The organism is Proteus sp. G2618, assembly GCF_009915995.1.
Taxonomy (GTDB): Bacteria; Pseudomonadota; Gammaproteobacteria; order Enterobacterales; family Enterobacteriaceae; genus Proteus; species Proteus terrae.
Window position 1 is genome coordinate 100,186 of record NZ_JAABNI010000006.1, and the last position, 24,721, is coordinate 124,906.

23 protein-coding genes are annotated in these 24,721 nt (G+C 38.6%); 10 read left to right on the forward strand and 13 right to left on the reverse strand.

Going from position 1 to position 24,721, the window contains the following annotated elements:
• Positions 1-16: 16 nt before the first annotated feature.
• Positions 17-1,273, forward strand: a complete 1,257-nt coding sequence (rfaL, locus tag GWJ01_RS02895) for an O-antigen ligase RfaL (RefSeq protein WP_161710685.1) — start codon at positions 17-19, stop codon at positions 1,271-1,273.
• A gap of 1 nt (position 1,274) precedes the next feature.
• Here rfaL and GWJ01_RS02900 read toward each other — a convergent pair whose 3' ends face one another.
• The 7 genes from GWJ01_RS02900 to radC all read right to left on the reverse strand — a co-directional run bounded on the left by GWJ01_RS02900 (position 1,275) and on the right by radC (position 7,302).
• The gene (locus GWJ01_RS02900) at positions 1,275-2,444 is read right to left on the reverse strand and encodes a glycosyltransferase (RefSeq protein ID WP_161710706.1); all 1,170 of its coding nucleotides are present in this window, start codon (positions 2,442-2,444) and stop codon (positions 1,275-1,277) included.
• Complete coding sequence (locus GWJ01_RS02905) at positions 2,444-3,547, reverse strand: glycosyltransferase family 4 protein (RefSeq protein WP_161710686.1); 1,104 nt, start codon at positions 3,545-3,547, stop codon at positions 2,444-2,446. Before GWJ01_RS02905 ends, GWJ01_RS02900 begins: the two co-directional genes overlap by 1 nt.
• A 3-nt stretch (positions 3,548-3,550) precedes the next feature.
• A complete protein-coding gene (locus tag GWJ01_RS02910) occupies positions 3,551-4,552 on the reverse strand; it encodes a glycosyltransferase family 9 protein (RefSeq protein WP_161710687.1) in 1,002 nt (333 codons plus the stop codon).
• Positions 4,553-4,690: 138 nt separating this feature from the next.
• On the reverse strand, positions 4,691-5,818 hold the full coding sequence (locus GWJ01_RS02915) for a glycosyltransferase family 4 protein (RefSeq protein WP_161710688.1): 1,128 nt from the start codon (positions 5,816-5,818) through the stop codon (positions 4,691-4,693).
• A 149-nt stretch (positions 5,819-5,967) separates the two neighbouring features.
• On the reverse strand, positions 5,968-6,135 hold the full coding sequence (rpmG, locus tag GWJ01_RS02920; RefSeq protein ID WP_006534250.1) for a 50S ribosomal protein L33: 168 nt from the start codon (positions 6,133-6,135) through the stop codon (positions 5,968-5,970).
• An 11-nt stretch (positions 6,136-6,146) separates the two neighbouring features.
• Positions 6,147-6,383: a 50S ribosomal protein L28 gene (rpmB, locus tag GWJ01_RS02925; protein WP_036914542.1), complete on the reverse strand. Its 237-nt coding sequence runs from the start codon at positions 6,381-6,383 to the stop codon at positions 6,147-6,149.
• 247 nt (positions 6,384-6,630) lie between these two features.
• Positions 6,631-7,302 (reverse strand): RadC family protein, encoded by a 672-nt coding sequence (gene radC / locus GWJ01_RS02930; protein ID WP_109394420.1) that lies wholly within the window; start codon positions 7,300-7,302, stop codon positions 6,631-6,633.
• A gap of 302 nt (positions 7,303-7,604) precedes the next feature.
• Here radC and coaBC point away from each other — a divergent pair, with 302 nt between their 5' ends.
• From coaBC to slmA, 3 genes are all read left to right on the forward strand, one after another.
• Entirely contained in the window at positions 7,605-8,816 is a 1,212-nt protein-coding gene (coaBC, locus tag GWJ01_RS02935; RefSeq protein ID WP_161710689.1) for a bifunctional phosphopantothenoylcysteine decarboxylase/phosphopantothenate--cysteine ligase CoaBC, read from the forward strand.
• On the forward strand, positions 8,800-9,258 hold the full coding sequence (dut, locus tag GWJ01_RS02940) for a dUTP diphosphatase (protein ID WP_006534255.1): 459 nt from the start codon (positions 8,800-8,802) through the stop codon (positions 9,256-9,258). The genes coaBC and dut overlap by 17 nt, the downstream gene beginning before the upstream one ends.
• Positions 9,259-9,370: 112 nt before the next feature.
• Complete coding sequence (slmA, locus tag GWJ01_RS02945) at positions 9,371-9,973, forward strand: nucleoid occlusion factor SlmA (RefSeq protein WP_075673256.1); 603 nt, start codon at positions 9,371-9,373, stop codon at positions 9,971-9,973.
• 307 nt (positions 9,974-10,280) lie between these two features.
• Here slmA and pyrE read toward each other — a convergent pair whose 3' ends face one another.
• Together pyrE and rph are read right to left on the reverse strand one after the other, a co-directional pair.
• Positions 10,281-10,925 (reverse strand): orotate phosphoribosyltransferase, encoded by a 645-nt coding sequence (gene pyrE / locus GWJ01_RS02950; RefSeq protein WP_109394424.1) that lies wholly within the window; start codon positions 10,923-10,925, stop codon positions 10,281-10,283.
• 80 nt (positions 10,926-11,005) lie between these two features.
• A complete protein-coding gene (gene rph / locus GWJ01_RS02955; protein WP_069366895.1) occupies positions 11,006-11,722 on the reverse strand; it encodes a ribonuclease PH in 717 nt (238 codons plus the stop codon).
• 125 nt (positions 11,723-11,847) lie between these two features.
• On the opposite strand from rph, the gene GWJ01_RS02960 reads away from it, so the two are divergent.
• The gene (locus GWJ01_RS02960; RefSeq protein ID WP_109394426.1) at positions 11,848-12,711 is read left to right on the forward strand and encodes a YicC/YloC family endoribonuclease; all 864 of its coding nucleotides are present in this window, start codon (positions 11,848-11,850) and stop codon (positions 12,709-12,711) included.
• A gap of 116 nt (positions 12,712-12,827) precedes the next feature.
• On the opposite strand, the gene murQ is transcribed toward GWJ01_RS02960, so the two are convergent.
• Positions 12,828-13,727 (reverse strand): N-acetylmuramic acid 6-phosphate etherase, encoded by a 900-nt coding sequence (murQ, locus tag GWJ01_RS02965; protein ID WP_109394428.1) that lies wholly within the window; start codon positions 13,725-13,727, stop codon positions 12,828-12,830.
• 108 nt (positions 13,728-13,835) lie between these two features.
• Here murQ and GWJ01_RS02970 point away from each other — a divergent pair, with 108 nt between their 5' ends.
• Positions 13,836-14,573, forward strand: a complete 738-nt coding sequence (locus GWJ01_RS02970) for a tetratricopeptide repeat protein (protein ID WP_109394430.1) — start codon at positions 13,836-13,838, stop codon at positions 14,571-14,573.
• 90 nt (positions 14,574-14,663) lie between these two features.
• On the opposite strand, the gene GWJ01_RS02975 is transcribed toward GWJ01_RS02970, so the two are convergent.
• Positions 14,664-15,122, reverse strand: a complete 459-nt coding sequence (locus GWJ01_RS02975; RefSeq protein WP_109394545.1) for a GNAT family N-acetyltransferase — start codon at positions 15,120-15,122, stop codon at positions 14,664-14,666.
• A 127-nt stretch (positions 15,123-15,249) separates the two neighbouring features.
• Here GWJ01_RS02975 and pdxR point away from each other — a divergent pair, with 127 nt between their 5' ends.
• Positions 15,250-16,737, forward strand: a complete 1,488-nt coding sequence (gene pdxR, locus GWJ01_RS02980; protein WP_161710690.1) for a MocR-like pyridoxine biosynthesis transcription factor PdxR — start codon at positions 15,250-15,252, stop codon at positions 16,735-16,737.
• A gap of 55 nt (positions 16,738-16,792) precedes the next feature.
• Here the strand turns inward: pdxR and GWJ01_RS02985 are convergent, their stop codons facing one another.
• Complete coding sequence (locus GWJ01_RS02985; RefSeq protein WP_109402168.1) at positions 16,793-17,362, reverse strand: class I SAM-dependent methyltransferase; 570 nt, start codon at positions 17,360-17,362, stop codon at positions 16,793-16,795.
• Positions 17,363-17,834: 472 nt separating this feature from the next.
• Between GWJ01_RS02985 and asd the strand changes: the two genes are divergently transcribed.
• The 3 genes from asd (at position 17,835) to pepT (ending at position 22,228) form a co-directional block, all read left to right on the forward strand.
• Entirely contained in the window at positions 17,835-18,941 is a 1,107-nt protein-coding gene (gene asd, locus GWJ01_RS02990; RefSeq protein WP_109402169.1) for an aspartate-semialdehyde dehydrogenase, read from the forward strand.
• 462 nt (positions 18,942-19,403) lie between these two features.
• Positions 19,404-20,951 carry an AbgT family transporter gene (locus tag GWJ01_RS02995; protein ID WP_109402170.1) on the forward strand — a complete coding sequence of 516 codons (1,548 nt, stop codon included), beginning with the start codon at positions 19,404-19,406 and terminating at the stop codon, positions 20,949-20,951.
• Between the two features lie 41 nt (positions 20,952-20,992).
• Positions 20,993-22,228 carry a peptidase T gene (gene pepT, locus GWJ01_RS03000; protein WP_109394438.1) on the forward strand — a complete coding sequence of 412 codons (1,236 nt, stop codon included), beginning with the start codon at positions 20,993-20,995 and terminating at the stop codon, positions 22,226-22,228.
• Between the two features lie 74 nt (positions 22,229-22,302).
• Here the strand turns inward: pepT and gyrB are convergent, their stop codons facing one another.
• On the reverse strand, positions 22,303-24,717 hold the full coding sequence (gyrB, locus tag GWJ01_RS03005; protein ID WP_109394440.1) for a DNA topoisomerase (ATP-hydrolyzing) subunit B: 2,415 nt from the start codon (positions 24,715-24,717) through the stop codon (positions 22,303-22,305).
• Positions 24,718-24,721 lie beyond the last annotated feature (4 nt).

Below are 24,721 nucleotides of genomic sequence, written 5' to 3' on the forward strand. Positions count from 1 at the left end.
ACGATAGCAGATTATTATGATGTTGTTTAAAGACTATAGTAAAAAATCCCTTTGGAATTTATCCATTATTGGGCTCTACATTATATTGATCTACTTACCGGATATCACCCGTTATAAAAATATTGTGATGGGACTAATCGGTGCAACGGCACTGTGGTATCTAGTACGTGATTTTAAGACTATCTGTAAGATATTTAAAAATAACCTATCATTCTCACTACTGTTTTTATTGTTGGTAATTGGTTATTCCATTGTGATATCTGTCGAACCCAGCATCAGTATAAAAGAGATTAATAAGCCGATACTCAATGGGTTACTGCTTTTTGCTGTTACCTTTCCAATTGTATTGTATAAAGAGAAACCTACCGATATAGCAAAGATGGTGATGGTGGCTTTTGCGATTGGGTTGTTGATATTAATAGTAATAGATTTAACACAATATTATGGTGAGTATCCCACAATAAAACCTTTTTCATGGCAAAGTCAAAAGCTTCACCGAGAAGTTAGCTATGGATTACTATTTTTCTTCCCCGTTATCTTAACATTATGGGTATTAAAGAAACATCATAGTATATTGGACTGGCTTATATTAATTATTTCGTGTGTATTATTTTTATTTCCCCTATTAGGAACACTAGCTAGAGGCGCATGGATTACATTAGCAATAGTAACTTTACTGAGTTTATTAATAAATTATCAATGGAAGCTACTCATTATAGGATTCTTTTCTTGTATCCTTCTATTTTTAGGTATAGACAATTTACCTAAAAATGACTTTATGCATGAGAAACTAAAATATAAGTTAACTCAATTTAGTAGTGGTGATCGTTTTAATAACGGTACATATGATTCAGCCTTAGGCCTTATTTTAGAACAACCCATAAAAGGTTATGGCTATGGTAATCAACTGTACCATAATGTTTATAATGAACGAGTTAAAGACCATCCAAATTGGATATTTAAAAAATCCATTGGCCCTCATAACGTCTTTTTAGCTTTTTGGTTTGCTGGCGGTATTTTGGGGTTATTGGGTATTCTTTATTTTTGCTCTTCAATAATTGCCCAAGGTATCCAACTAATAAGAAAAAACCAAGGGGTTATTCGTCAAGCTTCTTTGGTATTGCTAATGTCATTTTTAGGCGTCTATGTACTGCGAGGATTATTTGAAAATGCCTATATCAATCAGGTGGGTATTTTGGTGGGATTAATGTTGGCATTACGCCACTCACTACTAAATTATCAATCAGTAACGTCATCAGATAAACAACAATAGGTTACTTAATTAACTTCTCTATTGTTTTTAATATAATCTCTGCCCGCTTATCCCAGTTGTAATAGTTTTCAACCAGAGAGCGGGCATGGGTTGTTTTTTCTTTGGCTCGTTGTGGATTTTCTCTTAGTTGTATTATCTGTTTTGCAAAACTCTGCGCATCACCACTATCGGCAAAACTTACCGCTTTCTCATCTACCACATCACGAATTGAAGGAAAATCTGAAATTACTACAGGCTTTTCCATCGCCATATATTCAAATAACTTAAGTGGTGAAGTGTAACGGCTACCAATGCTGGTTAACGTAAGCGGAAGTACACAGATATCATGTTGACCAATTGCTTCAAAGCGTTTTTTGGGGTCAATAAACCCCAAGAAATTCACTTTATCTTTTACATCCATTTCTTGCGCTAATAAGGTTAACCCTTCAATCTGTTCAGGTGTTCCCCCAGCAATATTAAGCCTTGCATTATCAAGGTATTTCATTGCTCGCATCATGGTAGGGATCCCTTTCCATTTATGCAAACTGCCTAAATAGAGCACTTCCGTAATAGTTTTATTTACTGTAGAAGGCTCTATCTGATGATCTGCTACAGCATGTAAATCTACGCCATCAGGAACCACTGTTATTGGCGTAGTAACTTGATACTGCGAAACAATATCATCTCTTAATAATGAAGTAAGAACAAAAATCCCCGTCGCTTGGCTATAAACTAATTTCTCCATTTTTAATAGCTTATGGTATTTTGCACGATTCTTTTTTTTCTCAAATGAATGAGACTCAGCAAAAGATTGAGCAAAAATTTCATGGCTTTCAAAAAAGAGGGGGATTTCTGGATAATTTTCACAAAGATAACACGCTAGCTTTAAGTTACGGGTAAACAACGCATCCACATCATTTTGCTTTATCCAACGAGCGATCTGTAATGAGAAAAGCTTTTGTGAATTAAATGGAAAATACCATTTACGGCGAATATCTCTTAAAGAAACTAAACTCGCATTAGTATGAATTGAACGACCTAATATATCACTATCTCGATATTGCCCTTTAGGTGTGACTAATGTTACTTGAGCGCCTGCTCGAGCAAATGCATCCACATTTTGCAAAATTTGTAATGAAGCCACACGTAAATCAGGCACTGGGTAAGGATCAAGATAGGCAATTTTCATAATTATGACGCCAATACCTGTAATAAACGTTGCGCAGAATGTTGCCAAGTATAGCGTGTTTCTATACGGACACGCGCCTGCTCTCCCATCGCCTTACCTCTGTCTGGTAACTCACGAAGATGATTAATCGCTATCACAATTTCATCTGCACTACCTGGTGCGACTAAAAGCCCTGCGGTACCTTCATTGCCCACAACTTCAGGAATACCGCCGATATGGCTGGCAATCACTGGTTTGGCGCATGCCATTGCTTCTGCAATCGTAATACCGAAGGCTTCATCTCCAGTACTCGGGAAAATACCCACGTCACTTGCCGCATAAAATTCCGGTAATACGTTATGCTCAACAGGCTGATGAAAAATGACTTGCTCTGCAATACCTTTAGAAATCGCTTTCTTTTTTAATCGCTCAAGATCATCACCCGCACCGATAATCAGAAGTTTAACATCTTCACCTTTTAACTGCTCGATGGCATCAATTGCGACACTCAAGCCTTTCCAACCCACTAATCGCCCAGCAAATGAGAGTAAAAAAGTAGACTCATTGATCCCTAATTGCTCACGCAACGAGGTAGTCATAGGTTTAAATTTTTCAATATCCACACCATTATAAATCACACTAGGAAATTGCTTAAAATGATGTTGAATTTGCCAAGCATTAAAATGGCTACATGCCACCCATGCTGAAATCTTTTTACCTAACCAGCGATCACCTTTGAAAAAACTGGTTCCCCCACTCATATAGCAAAAACGCGTTGAGGATGATTTAGGCATCATAGAAGGCCAAAAAAAGTCAAAAGGCTTCGTTAAAATAACCCAATCAAAATTTTGACTGATAACATCTTTTTTAGCGTGTCGTGCAAAAGTGTAACGCTCGACAATACGACGAAAACGCCCACCGAGATCAATCACTTTATCTCGTGGTGTATAAGGGTAAGTGTGAATTTGTATTTGGCGTCCTGCCAGATTGTGTCGGATCTCGCCATTGCCGCCATAAAGATGAACTTCATGCCCAGCATCATGCAATTGCTTAGCCAGTTCCCAAACTGCTGTTTGGATCCCGCCATAAGACATGGTGATTGTGACATCAATTATACCGATCTTCATGGATTACTTTTTCACCTTCATTCCATTCATGATATTACTCACTGCATTCCACACATTCTCAACTGAGATTTCAGCCATATTATCTTCACGGCGTGCCTTTTCTAATGGTGTAGGATGTTGGATAACCTGACAACAAGAATGTTGTATAGGGGCTAAATAGCACCCAGGATGATAGCTATGATATAGCGCCACCATCGGGATATCTAAAGCACCGGCTAAATGTGTAGGACCGGTATCAACACCAACATAAAGCGATAAATTTGCCATAATCGCCGCATTTTGACGCATTGAAACACGCCCCGCTAAGGCTAAACATCGCTCTTCACCTATTTTTTTAGCTAAATCAACAGATAATTGCGCACTTTCCTTACTACCTAATAGCAAAAAATACGTACTCGCGTCATGGGAAATAATCTGCTTTGCTAATTGCAGAAAGTTCTCCACGGGCCAATCTCGATAGGCTTTAGCGGGAAAACTTTGTAACTGAAAACCAATAATGTTCTTATTAATTAATGAATTATCTTTTAAAAACTGTTGTGCAAAAGTCACTTCTTCCTCATTGATAAAGTAACGTAATTGCCAACAACTCGGATAAATCCCTAATGCATTAATTAATAAGGCACGCTCTTTTTGTGCAACCATCGGCGACTTAGGGCGCGCAACCCAAGTCGTATTGCCTTGCTGCTCAGATATATCAGCAAAAGCAACGGTATGATGGGATTGGCGACGAGCATAATTCACTAATTCACGATCATTACCGTATACCAAAGCCAAATCATAAGGTTTATTAGGTAACCAACCTGACCAAACAGCGCGTTTTTTAGAAAAATTTCTAATACTATTAATATCAGGATTATGCTCAAGAATGCATGCACTACGCTTATGTGCAAATACATCAATATGAGCATTGGGCCAACGCTGTTTTAAGGCATGAATAACAGGGGTGATAAGTAATGTATCACCAAAACGCGCTACCGCTATAACCAATATATTTTTTGGATCCATGTGCTTTTTATTTGGCTTAAATGATACATTTACTTCTCAGACTATACACTAAAAAGTATTACAAATATTCATCAATAAGATGAATACACCAAGTTGATAATAGAGATAATCGTTTCAAAACTTTATTATCAGCATTAATCATACTGACTTATTTTTATCGTTGATTGCCTGAATAAAGATCCTTTCCATCTTATCTAACATATTATCCAAACCAAATCGTGAAACAGCGTGTTCAAGTGCTGCTTTTCCCATCTGTTCACGTAATTCAGCTGAGCTCATTAATTTAGCTAAATGACTCGTGAATATTTCTTGTATTTGTGGTGCTAATGTAAATCCTGTTTTACCGTCAATAACGGCTTCACTAATCGCGCCAACTGTAGTCGATACAACGGGCAAACCACACGCCATTGCCTGCATAATACCTTGCGGCACACCTTCATTACCAAAAGAAGGTAACGCAAAGAGATCCATTGCATTTAAACAATCAGGCACATCATTACGATTACCAAGGAAGAAAATACTTTGTTCTAATCCTGCCGCTTTCACCATCGGTTCTAAATTTTTACGCTGAGGCCCATCACCAACAAAAATTAATTGCCAATCAGGAAACTGCTGATGTAATGATTTCCATGCTTCTACTAAGTATTTATGTCCTTTCCACACTCGCATAGTTGCAACAATACCTAATGTCGGTTTATTCGGTATTCCAATTTTTTCTCTAGCTTGTTGTTTGTTTTGTGGATAAAAACGTTGCAGATCAATTCCCGTAGGCACTGATGTCATTTTTTCTAATGGAAATTTATTATGCTGATGGAGAGTCTGACGTAATTTTTCACCTGTTGTCACAACATGGGCACTGGATGAAAGATAAAGCCATCGAGTTGGTAATGAACGTGAAACATCTGTAGAAACATGACGAGTTCGAACGACCACAGGAGAATGACGTAATGTGGCACAAGAAGCAGCGACTAACCATGCATCAGTTGAACTATGAGTATTGATAACATCAAATTGGTGGCGATGTAATTTCAGCCATTGGCGAAGTGCTTTTAACGCTGAACCACGTTTTTTTTCAATGGGTAATGTGAAAACCTCAATACCATAATCAGGTGCGGCCTTGGCAATTTTGGATGTAGGGCAGCACACTAATGCAACTCGGTGCCCTCTGCGGATCATACCTTGAGATTCCGTCAGTATACGGATTTCCTGACCACCCCATCCACAAGATGATTCTGTATGTAATATTGATAATACTGACTTACTCATCCGCAATCCATTTATCTGATGATTTAAAAAGAGCTATAGTATAACTAAAGAGCAAGCTAAGATCACAATAGCTTTACTTTGTTATACTTAGCAGGCTCCAGATAACAAAAAACCCGACACTAAGGTCGGGTTTTTTAAGAAAACTAAAATTATTTAATTTTAGCTTCTTTATAAAGCACATGTTGACGAACAACTGGATCGAATTTTTTCATTTCCAGTTTTTCTGGCATAGTGCGTTTGTTCTTCGTAGTGGTATAGAAGTGACCTGTACCAGCAGAAGAAACGAGTTTAATTTTCTCGCGAATACCTTTAGCCATTTTTCAGCTCCTTAGAACTTCTCACCACGGGCACGTAAATCTGCTAATACAGATTCGATGCCTTTCTTATCAATCACACGCATACCTTTAGCAGATACACGCAGAGTTACGAAACGTTTCTCAGACTCAACCCAGAAACGGTGAGAGTGCAGGTTTGGCAGAAAACGGCGTTTAGTCGCGTTTAATGCGTGAGAGCGGTTGTTTCCACTCACAGGACGCTTGCCGGTAACTTGGCAGACTCGGGACATGTCTATTCTCCAAAAATCTAATCAGCTCGAGCTTTAATATCAGGTTTGACCGCCTCGTCAGGCTTTGGAGCCCATCTCAGCAACTTTTAACGATTGAAAAACTGTGTAAACACCTCAGAAAAAACTTGCTGAGATAGGCTCTTCTCGCCAAACCCAAGATCCTCAAAGGTGGCGTAGTATACGCCCAATGGCCTCAACGCTCAAGACCCGTACAAATAAAGATTGACAATAATTACAAAAATATTTGCTACAACCAACCTCGTTCTGCGAAAGAAACACAATTATCATGCCCTATCACAAGGTGATCGAGTACATTTACACCCACTAATTGGCAAGCAGTAAAAATTTTTTCTGTTATTACTTTATCTGCGAGACTTGGTTCGCAAACACCAGAAGGGTGATTATGAGCAAGAATGATGGATGTTGCATTCTTTTTTATTGATTGACGGACAATTTCTCTAGGATGAACCTCTACTCTGTTAATTGTTCCTTTAAACATTTCTTCAAATGCAATCAATTGATTTTGATTATCGAGAAACAGTACCACAAACACTTCTCTGTCTCGCCAATGCAATAATTTTTGTAAGTAATGCTTTGTATCTTCTGAAGAAGATAATACATTTTTATACATAAATTGTGTTGCAGAAAAGCGCTGTGCCATTTCATTAATCGCTTGTAGCTGAGTAAACTTTCCCACACCAACGCCTTTAAAACGCCCTAAAGTTTCATAATCAGCATTAATAACATGATAAAGAGAACCACACTCTTTAAGTAAAAAAGCAGCCAATTCTAATACAGATTTTTCATAAGTACCGGTGCGTAAAAAGAGCGCCAATAACTCAATATCGGTGAGTGATTCAACGCCATAAAGTAATAATTTTTCTCTAGGTAAAAGTTCACTAACCGATTGATTTTCCATCCATGGACTCCTTAATAAGTAAAGGCAGTGGTATTAATGATCTATTTTATCTATTCATATAAGCATTAGGATTTAGATGAAGCATCACACATCATTAAATGCTACTCGCAAAACAACTGTTGTTTTATACAGTTAATTTACTATAAACTACTAATCTTGTATAAAAAAGACACACATCAAATTTATGCGAGATGAATCGCAAAAATTTAATCTATAAAACATGAAGTTACATAGAATTCCGAATTCACGATGACCTTGTGGTAAAATTACGGGCAATTATTTATGTACTTAGGCATTTCATCATGACTACACTTCACGACAAAAAGATTATTCTTGGTATCAGTGGTGGTATTGCGGCCTATAAAGCACCTGAACTTGTACGCCGTTTACGTGAGAAAGGTGCAATTGTGCGAGTTGTAATGACACCCGCAGCTCATGCATTTGTGACACCTTTATCACTACAAGCTGTTTCTGGTTTTCCTGTTGCGGATGATTTACTTGATCCAGCAGCAGAAGCCGCTATGGGGCATATTGAATTAGGTAAATGGGCTGATTTAATTCTACTTGCACCTGCTACTGCCGATCTTATTGCACGTTTACGAGTGGGTATGGCAAATGATTTACTTACCACACTCTGTTTAGCGAGTAGTGCACCTATCGCTATTGCACCAGCAATGAATCAGCAAATGTACAGAGCCACGATTACACAAGAAAATTTATCAGCTTTAGAGCAACGTGGCTGCTTAATTTGGGGGCCTGACTCTGGTAGCCAAGCTTGTGGTGATGTAGGGCCGGGACGAATGTTAGATCCTTTAGCACTTGTCGCATTAGCTGAAAAACAACTTGCTTTGCAGCCACAAGATTTTGCAGGTAAAAAAATTACGATAACCGCAGGTCCGACTCGTGAAGCCTTAGATCCAGTGCGTTTTATCAGTAATCATAGCTCAGGGAAAATGGGATTTGCGATTGCACAAGCAGCCGCATTACGTGGAGCTGATGTCACACTTATCGCAGGGCCTGTCACATTACCGACACCCGCTTGTGTTAAACGTATTGACGTTGAAAGCGCACAAGAAATGTATGAACAAGTGATGCTAATCGCACCTTCACAAGATATTTTTATTGGTTGTGCGGCGGTTGCAGATTACCGCGCTAAACTTATCGCGGCTGAAAAAATAAAAAAACAAGGTGATGAAGTCACCATCACTATGGTAAAAAACCCCGACATTGTCGCGAGTGTCGGAAAAATGGTTGAACACCGTCCTTTTGTTGTTGGATTTGCAGCCGAAACCCAGAATGTGGAAGAATATGCCCGCAAAAAACGAGAACAAAAGCAACTCGATTTAATCTGTGCCAATGATGTTTCAGTAGAAAATCAAGGCTTTAACAGTGATAACAATGCATTACACCTTATTTGGGCTAATGGAGAAGCGCGCTTACCACACAGTAGTAAAGCACAACTTAGCCATCGCCTACTTGACGAGATAGCCAAACATTATGATGAAAAAAATTGATGTTAAAATCCTTGATGCACGTATTGGTCAAGAATATCCACTTCCTGCTTATGCCACGACAGGCTCTGCTGGTTTAGATTTACGCGCTTGCCTTGATGCACCATTAGTTCTTGAACCAGGGCAAACCGAATTATTACCTACAGGTCTTGCTGTACATATTGCCGATGAAGGATTAGCAGCAATGGTACTTCCTCGTTCAGGTTTAGGCCATAAACACGGTGTTGTATTAGGTAACTTAGTTGGACTGATTGATTCCGATTACCAAGGTCAACTGATGGTATCTGTTTGGAATCGTGGTCAAACAGCGTTTACCATCGAACCGGGTGAGCGTATTGCTCAAATGATTATAGTGCCCGTAGTTCAAGCTGAATTTAATATTGTTGAAGATTTTACCGCAACGGAACGTGGTAGCGGTGGCTTTGGTCACTCCGGCCGCCAATAATAACGACGTCTTGCATTAATTATATCAATGACGATATCACTCCCTTTGCACTAAAAACCTTAGTGCAAAGGTTTACTGATTTGTTTTGCTTTTAGCAGGGGCCTTATCAGTCATGGCAGAAGAAAAAGAAACCAAAAAGAAAAGAAATAGACGGGATGAAATCTTACAATCACTTGCCCAAATGTTGGAATCAAGTGATGGTAGTCAGCGCATCACAACGGCAAAGCTTGCTGCCACTGTTGGTGTATCTGAAGCCGCGCTCTATCGACATTTTCCCAGTAAAACCAAAATGTTTGATAGCTTGATTGAGTTTATCGAAGATAGCTTAGTCTCCCGTATTAATTTGATTTTAAAAGACGAAAAAGAGGCTGTTGCAAGAATTCGCTTAATTCTTATCTTGATCCTCGGTTTTGCTGAGAAAAACCCAGGGCTATCTCGTATTTTGACTGGTCATGCATTGATGTTTGAACAAGACAGATTGCAAGGGCGAATAAACCAGCTTTATGAGCGTATTGAGGTTCAATTACGACAAGTCATTAAAGAGCGTAAAATTCGTGAAGGTAGTGCTTTCTTGCATGATGAAGCATTACTTGCTTCACAACTACTCGCTTTTTGTGAAGGTATGTTAGCACGCTTTGTACGCACAGAATTTCGCTATCAACCCACTCAAGAATTTGAAGCTCGCTGGCCATTAATTTTGGCACAGTTACAATGAAATGATGGACTCGTGATTTAACTCAACAATTTGAAATTTACAGATATGCCGTTTTTTTCTTATTTGTGTTAACATGCGTCCTCTGGTACACAATTACCTAATGTATTTATCAGGAATGGCACTCGTGCAGTTCCTACATTGTGGCATTAGCGACTCGCTTTGCCCCTGCTGTAAAAGTCCTTTTTATATTTCAATATCTGTGATAATTGTCACAGAAGATTCATTGTACTACTCACCCCGCCCATAATTGGGCGAGGGCTTTTTTTTATCTCTAATCGACCAACTCGTTTATCGCGTATTGACTTTATTAATTCACGCCATAGCGCTCACGATAAGCTTTAACCGCAGGTAAATGCTCAGACAGTGTTTCATTCTCACTTAGGTAACTAATTAAATCATCCAAGGTAATAATCGAATACACTTGGCATTGATAATCACGTTTTAACTCTTGTATTGCAGAAAGTTCTTCTCGCCCTTTCTCTTGTCTATCCAAACTTAATAACACGGCAGAAAGCATTGCATCATGTTGTTTTATAATTTCCATTGATTCACGAATTGCAGTACCTGCTGTAATGACATCATCGACAATCACAACATTACCTTTCAATGGGCTTCCTACTAATGTTCCTCCTTCACCATGATCTTTAGCCTCTTTGCGATTAAAACAGTAAGGGATATCGATATCATGATGCTCAACCAATGCGACTGCCGTTGTGGTTGCAATAGGTATCCCTTTATAAGCGGGTCCAAACAACACATCACAAGACACATTATTATCTAATAATGTTTGCGCATAGAACTGCCCCAGTAAAGCCAAATCACGCCCTGTATTAAATAAACCGGCATTAAAAAAGTAAGGACTCACCCTTCCTGATTTCAGTGTGAACTCACCAAATTTCAGGACATTTTTTGCTAATGCTAGTTCGATAAAGCGGCGTTGGTAGGCTTTCATTTCTTTCTCCTCTCTACGTTACTTGATGACAAATTTTAGACATAAAAAAGGCGACTTCTCAGTCGCCTTAAAAATATAATTTATTGCTTAAGCGCCTCTTTTTGCGCTTCAAATATTTTCTCTAATCCCCCCTTTGCAAGGGCGAGTAAAGCAAGTAATTCTTCGTGACTAAATGGTGCGCCTTCTGCCGTACCCTGAACTTCAATCATACGACCATCATCAATCATCACCACATTCATATCTGTTTCTGCGGCAGAATCTTCAACATATTCAAGATCGCATAATGGTTCACCATCAACGATCCCCACAGATACAGCGGCGACCATTGATTTAAGAGGGCTCTTTTTCAGTTTACCTTCTTCAACCATTTTATTTAAAGCATCAACTAATGCGACGCAAGCACCAGAGATAGAGGCCGTACGTGTACCACCATCAGCTTGAATAACATCACAATCAACAGTGATAGTGAATTCACCTAACGCTTTTAAATCAACAGCAGCACGTAATGAGCGTGCAATTAAGCGTTGAATTTCCATAGTACGGCCGGTTTGTTTACCACGAGCCGCTTCACGTGCATTACGACTATTTGTTGCGCGAGGAAGCATACCGTATTCTGCGGTTACCCAACCTTGCCCTTGCCCTTTAAGAAAACGTGGTACACCCTCTTCTACAGTGGCGTTACACAAGACTTTAGTATCACCAAATTCGACTAATACAGAACCCTCAGCGTGTTTTGTATAATGGCGAGTGATGGTAATAGGACGTACTTGGTCTGCTTGTCTGTCTGCTGGACGCATGGTGTTATCTCCGCTTTCTCTGACATATTGGGGGCGCATTATACGACCTAAAATGGCTTATGCCTATCCTGTATCGATACCTGGGGTTATAATCGTATCATCTTTTACACTATTGAGACCCTATTATGATCCGTAGCATGACCGCTTTTGCTCGCCGAGACATCAAAAAAGACTGGGGTAGCGCTGCATGGGAACTACGTTCCGTCAACCAACGCTATCTTGAAACTTATATTCGTTTACCTGAGCAATTACGTAGTTTAGAGCCTGTTATTCGTGAACGTCTACGTAATCGCTTAACGCGCGGTAAAATTGAATGTAACTTACGTTTTGATCTTAATGCTCGCTTTCAAGGCGAACTTAATATTGATGAGAATTTAGCAAAACAACTGATTGTTTCTGCCAACTGGGTAAAAAGCCACAGCCATGAAGGGACTATCAGCCCATTTGATATTTTACGTTGGCCGGGTGTTATTTCCGCACAAGAGCAAGATTTAGATGCCATTGGTACTGAGCTTTTAGCTGAATTAGATTTAGCGATCGACGCCTTCATCGCAAGCCGTGAAGCAGAAGGGCAATCACTGAAAGTTCTTATCGAACAACGTTTAGATGCTGTTTGCGAAGAAGTTGTTAAGGTGAGAGCACAGATGCCAGAAGTTTTACAATGGCAACGTGAACGTTTAACAAGCAAATTAGAAGAAGCTCAAGTTCAAATTGATAATAATCGTTTAGAACAAGAGTTAGTGATGTTAGCACAACGTTTAGATGTTGCTGAAGAGCTTGATAGATTAGAAGCTCATGTTAAAGAAACACGAAAAATTCTTGTAAAAAAAGAAGCCGTAGGTCGTCGTCTTGATTTTATGATGCAAGAATTTAACCGTGAATCCAACACATTAGCATCGAAATCAATTAATACTGAAGTCACTAATTCAGCCATTGAATTAAAAGTTTTAATTGAACAAATGCGTGAGCAAATTCAAAATATTGAGTAAGATTTCTTAGCGGTTTACAGCCCATCATTAAGTCAGTAGATACCTTGTATTTACTGGCTTTTTTATAATAAGTTTCTAATTTTTATTGGCTTCATTTTTATAAATTATACATTAAATCACTCACCCAACGCCTTTCTAATAAATCCTTTGTTTTGATTAAGCATCTGTGTGGCTTGCGGTGCATCTACATTTGCTAAGATCATTAAAATCGCCGTTTTACAATGACGATGACATTGTGATAATGCTTCTTCAGCTATAGCTCTTTCACACTCAGTTGCTTGCATTACAATGCGAATTTGGCGTTCAACCAATTTGGCATTAGTCGCTTCAACATCCACCATTAAATTACCAAAAACTTTGCCGATTTTTATCATCGCGCCTGTTGTTATCATATTTAAGATAAGTTTTTGTGCTGTGCCGGCTTTCATACGCGATGAACCTGTTACCACTTCAGCACCCACAATAGGTGTAATGGCAATGTCAGCAAGTTTGGCAATCGGGCTTTCTGGATTGCAACTTATCCCCCCTGTTGTTGCACCTAATGATTTCGCATACTGCAAAGCACCTATCACATACGGTGTTCTACCACTTGCAGCAATACCCACTAAAACATCTTTCTCGTTAAAATTAAGTTGGCGTAAATCTTGTTCGCCTAATTGAGTATTATCTTCTGCATTCTCGACAGCTTGAAAAATAGCCTTGTGTCCACCAGCAATTAATCCAATCACCATTTCATGAGGTGTACCATAAGTTGGAGGGCATTCACTGGCATCTAAAATCCCTAATCGCCCCGATGTACCGGCGCCACAATAAATAAGACGACCACCTTGAGAAAAAGCAATCGCAACTTTATCAACCAATTGAGTAATTTCAGGTAACGTTTTCTCGACTGCTAATGGCACTTTTTTATCTTCATTATTAATGACTTTTAGCATATCGAAGGTTGAAAGCGTGTCTATATTTTCACTGTTATGATTTCTACTTTCTGTGACAAGATTGCTAAGGTCAATCGCCATTATCGCGCTCCCAATATTGTTATTTATTTGATTAAGTCGAAGAAATAAACTGCTTTTATACCATTATTATTGGTAAGATTTTCAAAATCATTACAAACGGTACCCTACATGACACTTATTAAATATATTTCGACCTTTATCAGCCTAATTACACTTTTTTTCTCCTTTTCTTTACATGCTAATTTTGAAGAGCAAGACAAAAGAAAATTTGAAGATACTCGCAAAGAAGCACTAAATCACAATGCACCAGCTCAATATCAATTAGCTGAAATGTATTTAATGGGAACAGGTGTCGAAAAAAATGTTCTTAATGCCCAATTATGGGCAAATGAGGCAATAAAAAACGACTATGCTGATGCCTATGCATTACTTGCTGATCTCTATTTATTTAATGCGGACCCTTACTTTAAAAATTATTATGTTGAAGCGAGAAAATTAGCAACAATCGCAGCAAATAAAGGAAGCATAAGAGGAAAAATAAGTTTAGCAACGGCTCTTATAGCACCTTTATCTGGTGAAACAGATTACAAAAAAGCAATTACATTATTAGAAGAAGCTGCAACAACTCATCAACCAGAGCTTGTTTACGCTCCGATTTGGCTAGGTGTTCTTTATAGTGGAGTTGGTAATGTGCCTGTAGATACTGAAAAAGCGAATATGTGGTTTGCAAAAGCTAATGAAATGACTTTTGAAGGATTTGCTCAAGCAATGGCTTCTTTTATGTTCTCTGGTCAATATTATATTATCGAGCCAAACAAACAAAAAGCAGATGAATTAATGCAACAAGCTTGTGAAGAAGCAAAAAAAGTTGGCAATGAGTTTTATTGCCAACAAGCGTTTAATTAACCCAAAATCTAATAAATCACCCTAACTCAGAAAAGAGATGGTAAATATCGCCATCTCTTTTATACCCTGTCTGTCCTACCTAACGTTCTTTTATAGCGCCATACGGTATTCAATCACGCCTGGTTTTTCTGCTACCCAATTATATAAGCGCTGACCACGTAAATTAGTTTCCTGTGTATGCCAATATAAACGAGCACAATTACGCTGTTTTGCTTGTTGATTAACAAACTCAATAAGTTGTTTACCTACATGGCGACCACGTGTATCTGGTGAAACAAATAAATCTTCTAAATAACAAAAATCACTTTCTGCCCATGTTGAACGATGAAAAAGGTAATGTACAAAGCCTAATACCTTTTCACCTTCCATCGCTACAGCACAATAAACAGGTTCTTTTTCATCAAAAAAACGTGTCCATGTTTTTAATGTTGTCTCTTCTGATAACTCAACTTTATAAAATGCTTGATAATTTAACCAATGTGGCAACCATTGAGCATAATGCTCTTGTTCAACAAATTGAATTGAAACAGCGATTGGTGTTGTGCTCATCTCTTCACTTCCTTCTACTTTCATAAATGCTATAAAAAGGTATCACCTGCCTTTAATCGTGGTCATGGTACGTTTAATTTTGGTTCTCAATAAGGTACACTTTTTGTGTTTTTATAGGGTCCACTTTATGAAACAGAAAAAAACAGCTTATTTCCCTAACCTTGTTTTAGAAGAAGGACCTATTGGTTCTCAGGTTTATCACGCGATTAGAAAAGCGATTTTAGATGGACGCTTAACATCAGGTAGTCGTCTACCGTCAAGCCGTACCTTAGCTGAAATGATGTCTATTTCCCGCAATTCTGTTATTGCAGGATTTGAACGTTTAATTGATGAAGGCTATTTATTTACTCGACGCGGTGCAGGTACTTTTGTTGCAAGTACAATCCCTGATGCCATTATTTCGGATAAGTGGATCAAAACAACCCACTCTATTTCATCACCCTCAATCGAAAGCCCATTAGAAACACTAAACCCCAATATGCAAAAAGCACAAGCTTTTTGGCAACAATCACAACCCAATATCAATAATAATCCGATATTTCATGTTGGCGTTGGATGTGTTGATCTGTTTCCACATGAGCTTTGGGGAAGGTTATTAGGGCGAGTTTGGCGACAATCGAAAAAAGCACTCGCAACATTTAATTCGCCAACAGGTTACACACCTTTAAAAGAGATGATATGCCAATATATGCAATCAACTCGTGGGCTTTTTTGCCAACCTGAACAAATCATTATTGTGAATGGAACACAGCAAGCGATTAATCTCACCACCAGAGTATTATTAAAAGAAGGTGATGCAGTTTGGTTAGATGATCCTGGTTATGACAGTGCTCGGGGGATCTTCACATCTTATGGTATAAAATCACATCCAATAAATTCGGATGTTAATGGGATGGATATTTCTCAAGGAATAGAAAAGTGTCCTGAAGCAAAACTTGTTTTTACGACACCTTCGCATCAATTCCCTTTGGGTAATACACTCTCACTTTCACGCCGTATTGTGTTGTTAGAGTGGGCGTCATCCAATAATGTGTGGATCTTTGAAGATGACTACAATAGTGAATTTCGCTATCACTCTAAACCCATTCAATCTCTCCAAGGATTAGATAAATACCAGCGCGTTATTTATGCTGGTACATTCTCAAAAATGATGTATCCCGGATTTCGTTTAGGCTTTTTAGTGGTTCCTTTACCTTTAGTTGATGCCTTTAAAGCCGCTAAATACTATACCGATTCACATTCTGGCTTTTTAGAGCAAGCCACATTGGCGCTGTTTATTTCTCAAGGGCATTATGCACGTCATGTTAGGCGAATACGCAAAGCCTGTTATGAACGTTATCAAGTGTTAACTAATGCTATAAAAACACATCTATCTCATGTTTTCCGTGTTGAACCGACAGACTCAGGTATCCATATTGTCTGCTGGTTACAGGCTGGCTATACAGAAGAATATATTGTGAAAAAATCACGAGAGATTGGATTAGCTATACAGCCTTTATCCCGTTACTGCATCCAAACCTACCCAAAACAAGGCGTATTATTAGGGTATGCGGCTCATGATCCTATTGAAATTGAAAAGAGTATTATTTTGCTTGCTCAAACATTATCTAAATAAATAACATTTATTCTTATTTGTTATTTGCAATATAAATGTCGAACAAGCTTTGCATTTACCCTATTTTATTTTTTGGCGTGCAATAATAAACCCAAGCAGGAGGAACATTCAGCATTACCAATTTTTTTTCTAAATGAAAATAACGAGATAACGTTTTTTCATATCGAGTTGTATATTGAAATAATACAAAACAACCTTGTGTTTTTAATAGCTCTTTATGCACGCGTTTTAAAACTTTTAAACCTGTTTTTTTAGGAATAGATAAAAAAGGTAGCCCTGAAATAATCATATTATAATGGCTATTTAATTTTTCTGCTGATGCGGTATAGACCCTTAATCGCTTATCGTTAATTTTATCTAATTCTGTCGCAAAGCTGGGTTCTATTTCAAAAACATCTAATGAAGAATTCAACGACATTCTTTTTAAGATCTGTTGAGTAATAACCCCTGTACCGGCACCTAACTCAGCAACCTGAATGTCCTGTTGCCAATTGAGTTTATCTAACATTTCGTAGCATAACCAACGAGATGAAGGCGCGATAGTACCCATCGTGGTTGGTGAGATCACAAACCGTTTTAAATATGAGTAGTATGTAGATAATGGAATGAATGTGGATATATCCATCTTCGCCTCCTAGTGCCTTTTAATTAAGGTAAAATAAAATTTAGATTAAATGAAGAACATTCATCATTATTTTTATTTATGAAAATACATCATCTATTGAATAATGACTTTCAGTATAAAGCTTGGAGTCATCTCTAAGTAAATACGTTTTTCTTATATATTACACTATTTTACATTTTTCTATTTTTACTCTATTTTCTTAAACAAGAATATATTTTTATTTATCCTAAAAAAGAAAATAAGATATAGCAGATTATTCTTACACTTTTATGGTTGGTTCATTTTCTTTTTTAACAACTCATTGATATTTGTTCGTTCTGTGGCTTTCTTTTGTTAACTCTACGCAGACTATAAGAAACACTTCTAATTCTTTGGTAAATAATCAATAAATTAACTTGCACCCATCTCTATATTTTGTCAGGTTAGTGTGAGGTCTCTCACTATTCCTACAGATAAAGACAGGGTAATTACAATGAAAAATGTTGGTTTTGTGGGCTGGCGTGGTATGGTCGGCTCCGTTTTAATGCAAAGAATGGTTGAAGAACGTGATTTTGATGGGATAAACCCTGTTTTCTTCACCACATCTCAATTAGGTGAAGCAGCACCCGCTTATGGTAATCACCGTAGCACTCTGCAAGATGCTTATGATATTGATACCTTAGCATCACTCGATATTATTATTAGTTGCCAAGGTGGTGACTACACCAATGAAATCTATCCAAAACTGCGTCAAGCAGGTTGGCAAGGTTACTGGATTGATGCAGCATCCGCACTGCGTATGAATGATGATGCCGTGATTATTCTCGATCCTGTTAATGGACAGCATATTCAAGACAGCTTAAATAAAGGTATTAAAGCCTTTGTCGGCGGTAACTGCACCGTCAGTTTAATGCTGATGTCATTAGGTGGTCTGTTTGCTAACAATTTAGTGGAATGGGCAAGCGTATCCACTTATCAAGCGGCTTCTGGGGCCGGCGCTCGCCATATGAGAGAGTTACTGTCACAGATGGGTTCTTTACATAATCAAGTGGTTAAAGAGCTAGAAAACCCAGCATCAGCAATCTTAGATATTGAACGTAAAGTCACTAACTTTACACGCAGTGGTGCGATGCCCACTGAACAATTTGGTGTTCCTCTAGCAGGTAGCTTGATCCCTTGGATTGATAAACAATTAGAAAATGGTCAAAGCCGCGAAGAGTGGAAAGGACAAGCAGAAACTAACAAGATCCTCAATACAGGTTCAAATATCATTCCTGTGGATGGTCTTTGCGTTCGTATTGGCGCATTACGCTGCCATAGCCAAGCATTTACCTTAAAACTGAAGAAAGACTTACCTGTTACTGAGATTGAACAGTTACTCGCAAGCCATAATGATTGGGTAAAAGTCATTCCTAATGATCGTGAGTTAACTATACGTGAATTAACACCTGCCGCAGTTACCGGTACATTGAGCACACCAGTAGGCCGTATTCGTAAACTGAATATGGGCCCTGAATTTATTTCAGCCTTTACAGTGGGTGACCAACTGTTATGGGGTGCCGCAGAGCCTTTACGTCGTATGCTGAATATTCTGCGTTAATATTAATTATTTGGAATATCGGCCATTTTTAGAAAATAGAAATGGTTGGTATTCTTATTCTCAATAGCTATTAGCTTTATTTCTTATTTCCCCTCCTCTTCTTTTTTCACAAAACTATTTTTTAAATTTTCATATTTTATTTATTTTTAATTTTATGGCGATTTATAAAATACGTTTCCTACAATACTTTCAAAAATAACGCTAAAGAATTCAGTCAGGTTATTCAGAATAATTCACCTATTTTTATTTAAAATAGAGCGCAAAAATAAATAAAGTATTTTTTAACAACTGAAAAGTAATGACGAAGAAAATCCAATTATAACAATTTCTAATATATTATCCCTTTTCTCTTTATTAAAGAGAGGTTGCGGTAACTACTTATTATTTAAAAATAAATTTACTTTATATTGTCATTTATTTATGGTTATTTTTATTACTTTTATAAAAAGATGCATTATAAATATGACAACACAAACACAACCCAATAAAAAAGGTTTTTTAAACCGAGTAGAACGTATTGGTAATGTCATGCCTGATGTTACGATGCTGTTCGTTTACGCCCTAGTGATCTGCTGGATATTTTCATTTCTCCTCTCTTTTGTACATTTTGATTATTTCCATCCAGTGACTAAAGAGAAAATCACCGTTATTAATATGTTTCAATATGAAGAAATCATATTATTTGTGACAAGTGCGGTAAAAAATTTCATTAGCTTTCCGCCACTTGGAATAACGATTGTTGCAACATTAGGAATTGGTATTGCAGAAAGCAGTGGCTTTATTAAAACAGCTTTAAAAAAGATGCTTTCGTTTATTTCTCCTAAAATGCTAACACCAACGGTTGTCTTTGTTGGTATTGTTGCGCACTTAGCGTCTGACTCAGCTTACGTTATTCTTATGCCTGTCTCTGCGATGATGTTCTATGCTAGTGGTCGTCATCCTTTAGCTGGGATCGCCGCCTCATTTGCAGGTTTAGCAGGTGGATTTACCGCAAGTTATACACCGTCAATCATTGATCCAATAATGCAAAGCTTTACTCAAGAAGCGGCGCAAATTATGGCTCCGGGATATAGCGTTAACGTTTTATGTAACTACTTTTTTAGTGTAGGTGGTACATTTGGTGTTATTTTAACTTGTTGGTATATCACTGAAAAAATTGTCGAGCCTTGGTTAAACAAAAACTGCCCAGTCTCTTCAGGGATTGATACCAAGGATGCGGAGTTGGGTGAAATCACACCAATAGAAAAACGCGCATTCCGTTTTGCTGGTTGGGCGGTTGTGTTGATGGGAATTGGTTTATTTGCCCTGTTATTACCAGAAACTTCGCCATTACGTTCACCAGAAGGGAGCTTAACCAGCCCTAAAGCGCCAATTATGCAAATTGTGGTGCCTTTACTGTTTATCTTCTTCTCTGTACCCGGTTTAATCTATGGCTATATGACCAAGTCTTTTGCTTCCACAAAAGATATCGTCAAAGCAATGGAAAATATCACTAAATCGCTGATCCCATTTATCGTTTTTGCCTTTTTTGCAGCTCAGTTTCTTTACTCTTTCCAACACTCGAATTTAGGAACTTTATTAGCGCTATCAGGTGCAGAGTTACTGCGTACGCTTAATATGCCTTCAGGTATGACGGTATTAGGTGTGATTTTGCTGACTGCTATTTTAAATATCATGATCACCTCAGCAACATCAAAATGGGCTGTTATTGCACCGGTATTAGTGCCAATGTTAATGGCTGTCGGAATTTCACCTGAATTAACGCAAGCTGCGTTCCGTGTCAGTGATTCCGCAATGAATGTGAGTACACCGATGTTCCCATTCTACCCACTGATTTTGATGTATTGCCAAAAATACTATAAAGGGGCTGGTATCGGTACACTATGCTCAATGATGATCCCTTTCACTATTGGCTTGCTTATTGTGTTAACGACAACACTGTTTGTCTTCTGGGGACTCGATATTCCTCTTGGCTTTGACAGTGGATATACATGGCAACCGGCATCATAACTCACGCTTATAAAAACAACTGTATTAGGAACAACATTATAATGAACACCCTAGGTCAAAAGTTAGAACAGCGTTTCTTCCGTTATCTGGCAATTGAAAGCCAAAGTGATGCATCTGCTTCTGTTGTACCCAGCACGCAAGGGCAACTTGAGTTAGCAAAGTTACTGGCTAAAGAGCTAGAAACTTATGGACTAAAAGATATCTATATCGATTCTCATGCCATTTTATATGCAATGAGACCGGGTACTAAACCCAATGCCCCTAAAGTTGGGTTTGTTGCTCACCTTGATACTGTTGATGTGGGTATTTCGCCTGATATTCACCCTCAAACACTGCGTTATGAAGGAAAAGATCTCTGCTTAAATAAAGAAAAGGATGTCTGGTTTAAAGCTCAAGAACACCCTGAAGCAGAACCTTATATTGGTGAAGAGATTATCTTCAGTGATGGTACAAGCGTATTAGGTGCTGATAATAAAGCAGCGATCACCGTGGTTATGGAGTTAATGGATAAACTTCAACATGCTGATTTTGATTGTGGCGATATCTATGTTGCGTTTGTACCTGATGAAGAGATTGGATTACGCGGTTCTAAACTGATGGATTTATCTCGCTTCAACGTTGATTTTGCTTACACCATAGATTGCTGTGCATTAGGCGAAGTGGTGTATGAAACCTTTAATGCGGCATCAATTAAAGTGTCTGTAAAAGGTATTACTGCGCACCCAATGTCAGCGAAAAACGTATTATTAAACCCAATTCGTGTTGCTCATGATTTTATTGGCTGTTTTGACCGCTTTGATACACCAGAGCACACCGAACATCGCGAAGGTTATTTCTATGTCACTGATTTAATCGCCAACCCTGATAATGCGGTGATTAAAATGGCCATTCGTGATTTTGATAAACAAAGTTATGAAGCCCGTAAACAGTTTATTAAGCAATCTGTTGCTTTGATCCAAGCTCGCCACCCTCGTGCGCAAATCGATTACGAGATTGTCGATGTGTATAGCAATATCAGTGATTCGATAGGGGAAGATCGCACAGCTATCGAACTTATTTTTGAGGCATTAAAACAATTAGATATTCAACCTAATGTGATCCCAATGCGAGGCGGCACAGATGGCTCTGCACTTTCTGCAAGAGGATTACTAACACCAAACTATTTTACTGGTGCACTGAATTTTCACTCTCGTTTTGAGTTTTTACCTGTTAGCTCATTTGAAAAGAGCTATTTAGTAACAGAAATGCTGTGTCGATTGGTCGGACAACGCGGATAAGCGTTATTGTTTTAGCCAACAAAAAAGCGGAACCATTTTCATGGCTCCGCTTTTTTATCTAACTTAATCTAAAACTAGATATCAATATTTGCAGCTTTCAGCGCATTCTCTTCGATAAAGGCACGACGAGGTTCAACCGCATCACCCATTAAGGTGGTAAATAATTCATCGGTTGCAATCGCATCTTTCACTGTAACTTGCATCATACGGCGTGTATCTGGATTCATGGTGGTTTCCCATAATTGCTCTGGGTTCATTTCACCAAGACCTTTATAACGCTGTACAGCAAGGCCACGACGAGATTCTTTTGTTAACCACTCAAGTGCTTCTTCAAAGCTTGAAATCGCCTGACGACGCTCTCCACGCTCAATAAACGCACCCTCTTCAATTAGGTTACCAATAATGTCACCTAAATGGGTAATACGTTGATATTCACTACTGTGGATAAAGTCATAATCCAGTTTATAGTCTGTATCAATACCATAAGTACGGATACGTAATACTGGCTCAAATAAACGGTTTTCATCGTTTTGAGTGATGGTATAACTATAAGTACTACTTTGCTCTTCCGCATTATTTAAACGGTTGACCAAGCCACTCATCCACTCTTCAACTTTAGCTTTATCTAATAACGCATCTTCTGTTAGCGTTGAATGATATACCAAGCTGTTTAACATGCTAAGTGGATAGATACGCTCCATTCGACGAATAATCTTGTGCGCTACATGGTAATCAACAACCAGTTTTTCAAGTTGCTCACCGTGCATTGCTGGTGCGTGTTCACTCACATAAAGTGCTGCTCCATCAAGCGCGATCGACATCAGATATTCATCCATTGCGTCGTCATCTTTGATGTATTGCTCTTGTTTACCTTTCTTCACTTTGTAAAGTGGTGGCTGAGCAATAAAGATATGACCACGTTCGATAATTTCTGGCATTTGACGATAGAAGAATGTCAGTAACAGAGTACGAATGTGAGAACCATCGACGTCCGCATCCGTCATGATGATAATACTGTGATAACGCAGTTTATCTGGGTTATATTCATCACGACCGATACCACAACCTAATGCAGTGATTAACGTTGCAACTTCTTGAGAAGCCAACATTTTATCAAAGCGCGCTTTCTCAACGTTTAAGATTTTACCTTTTAACGGAAGAATAGCCTGCGTTTTACGGTTACGCCCTTGTTTTGCAGAGCCACCCGCAGAGTCCCCTTCCACTAAGTACAGTTCAGAGAAAGCAGGATCTCGTTCAGAACAGTCCGCTAATTTACCTGGTAAACCACCTAAATCTAATGCGCCTTTACGACGTGTCATCTCACGTGCTTTACGCGCTGCTTCACGAGCACGAGCGGCGTCAATAATTTTACCAACAACAATTTTCGCGTCGTTTGGATTTTCTAACAGGTATTCCACCAGCTTCTCATTCATCAGCGTTTCTACCGCTGTTTTCACTTCTGAAGAAACCAGTTTATCTTTTGTTTGTGATGAGAATTTAGGATCGGGTACTTTAACAGAAACAACCGCAATCAAGCCTTCACGAGCATCATCACCCGTAGCACTGATTTTTGACTTCTTATTAAAACCTTCTTTATCCATATAGTTGTTTAACGTACGTGTCATAGCAGTACGGAAACCAACTAAGTGGGTACCACCATCACGTTGTGGAATGTTGTTGGTAAAACAATAAACATTCTCTTGGAAACCATCATTCCACAGCATCCCCACTTCAACACCGATGCCATCTTTTTCAGTTGAGAAATAGAATACATTTTGGTGAATCGGCGTTTTGTTACGGCTTAAGTATTCAACAAATGCCTTAATACCGCCTTCATAGTGGAAATGATCTTCACGGTTATCACGTTTATCAATTAAACGGATAGAAACGCCTGAGTTTAAGAATGACAACTCACGAAGACGTTTTGCTAAAATGTCATACTGGAATTCAGTCTCACCTTTAAAAGTTTCAAGACTTGGCCAGAAGCGAACAAATGTTCCTGATTTTTCAGTATCACCAATCACTTTTAAGCGATCATCAGGTACACCATGACGATAAATTTGCTGATGGATTTTTCCATCGCGATGAATAGTCAGTTCGAGTTTTTCAGACAACGCATTAACAACAGAAACCCCTACACCATGAAGTCCACCAGAGACTTTATAGGAGTTATCATCGAATTTCCCCCCAGCATGCAGAACCGTCATAATAACTTCTGCTGCTGAAACACCCTCTTCTTGGTGAATGCCGGTTGGAATTCCACGACCATCATCTCGAACAGAGACGGAGTTATCTGAATGGATAGTGACAATAATCTCATCACAGAAACCCGCGAGGGCTTCGTCGATTGCGTTGTCGACCACCTCGAAGACCATGTGATGCAGACCGGTTCCATCATCTGTATCCCCGATATACATCCCCGGGCGCTTACGCACCGCATCCAGCCCTTTTAATACTTTGATACTTGAGGAGTCATATGTATTCGACATCAAC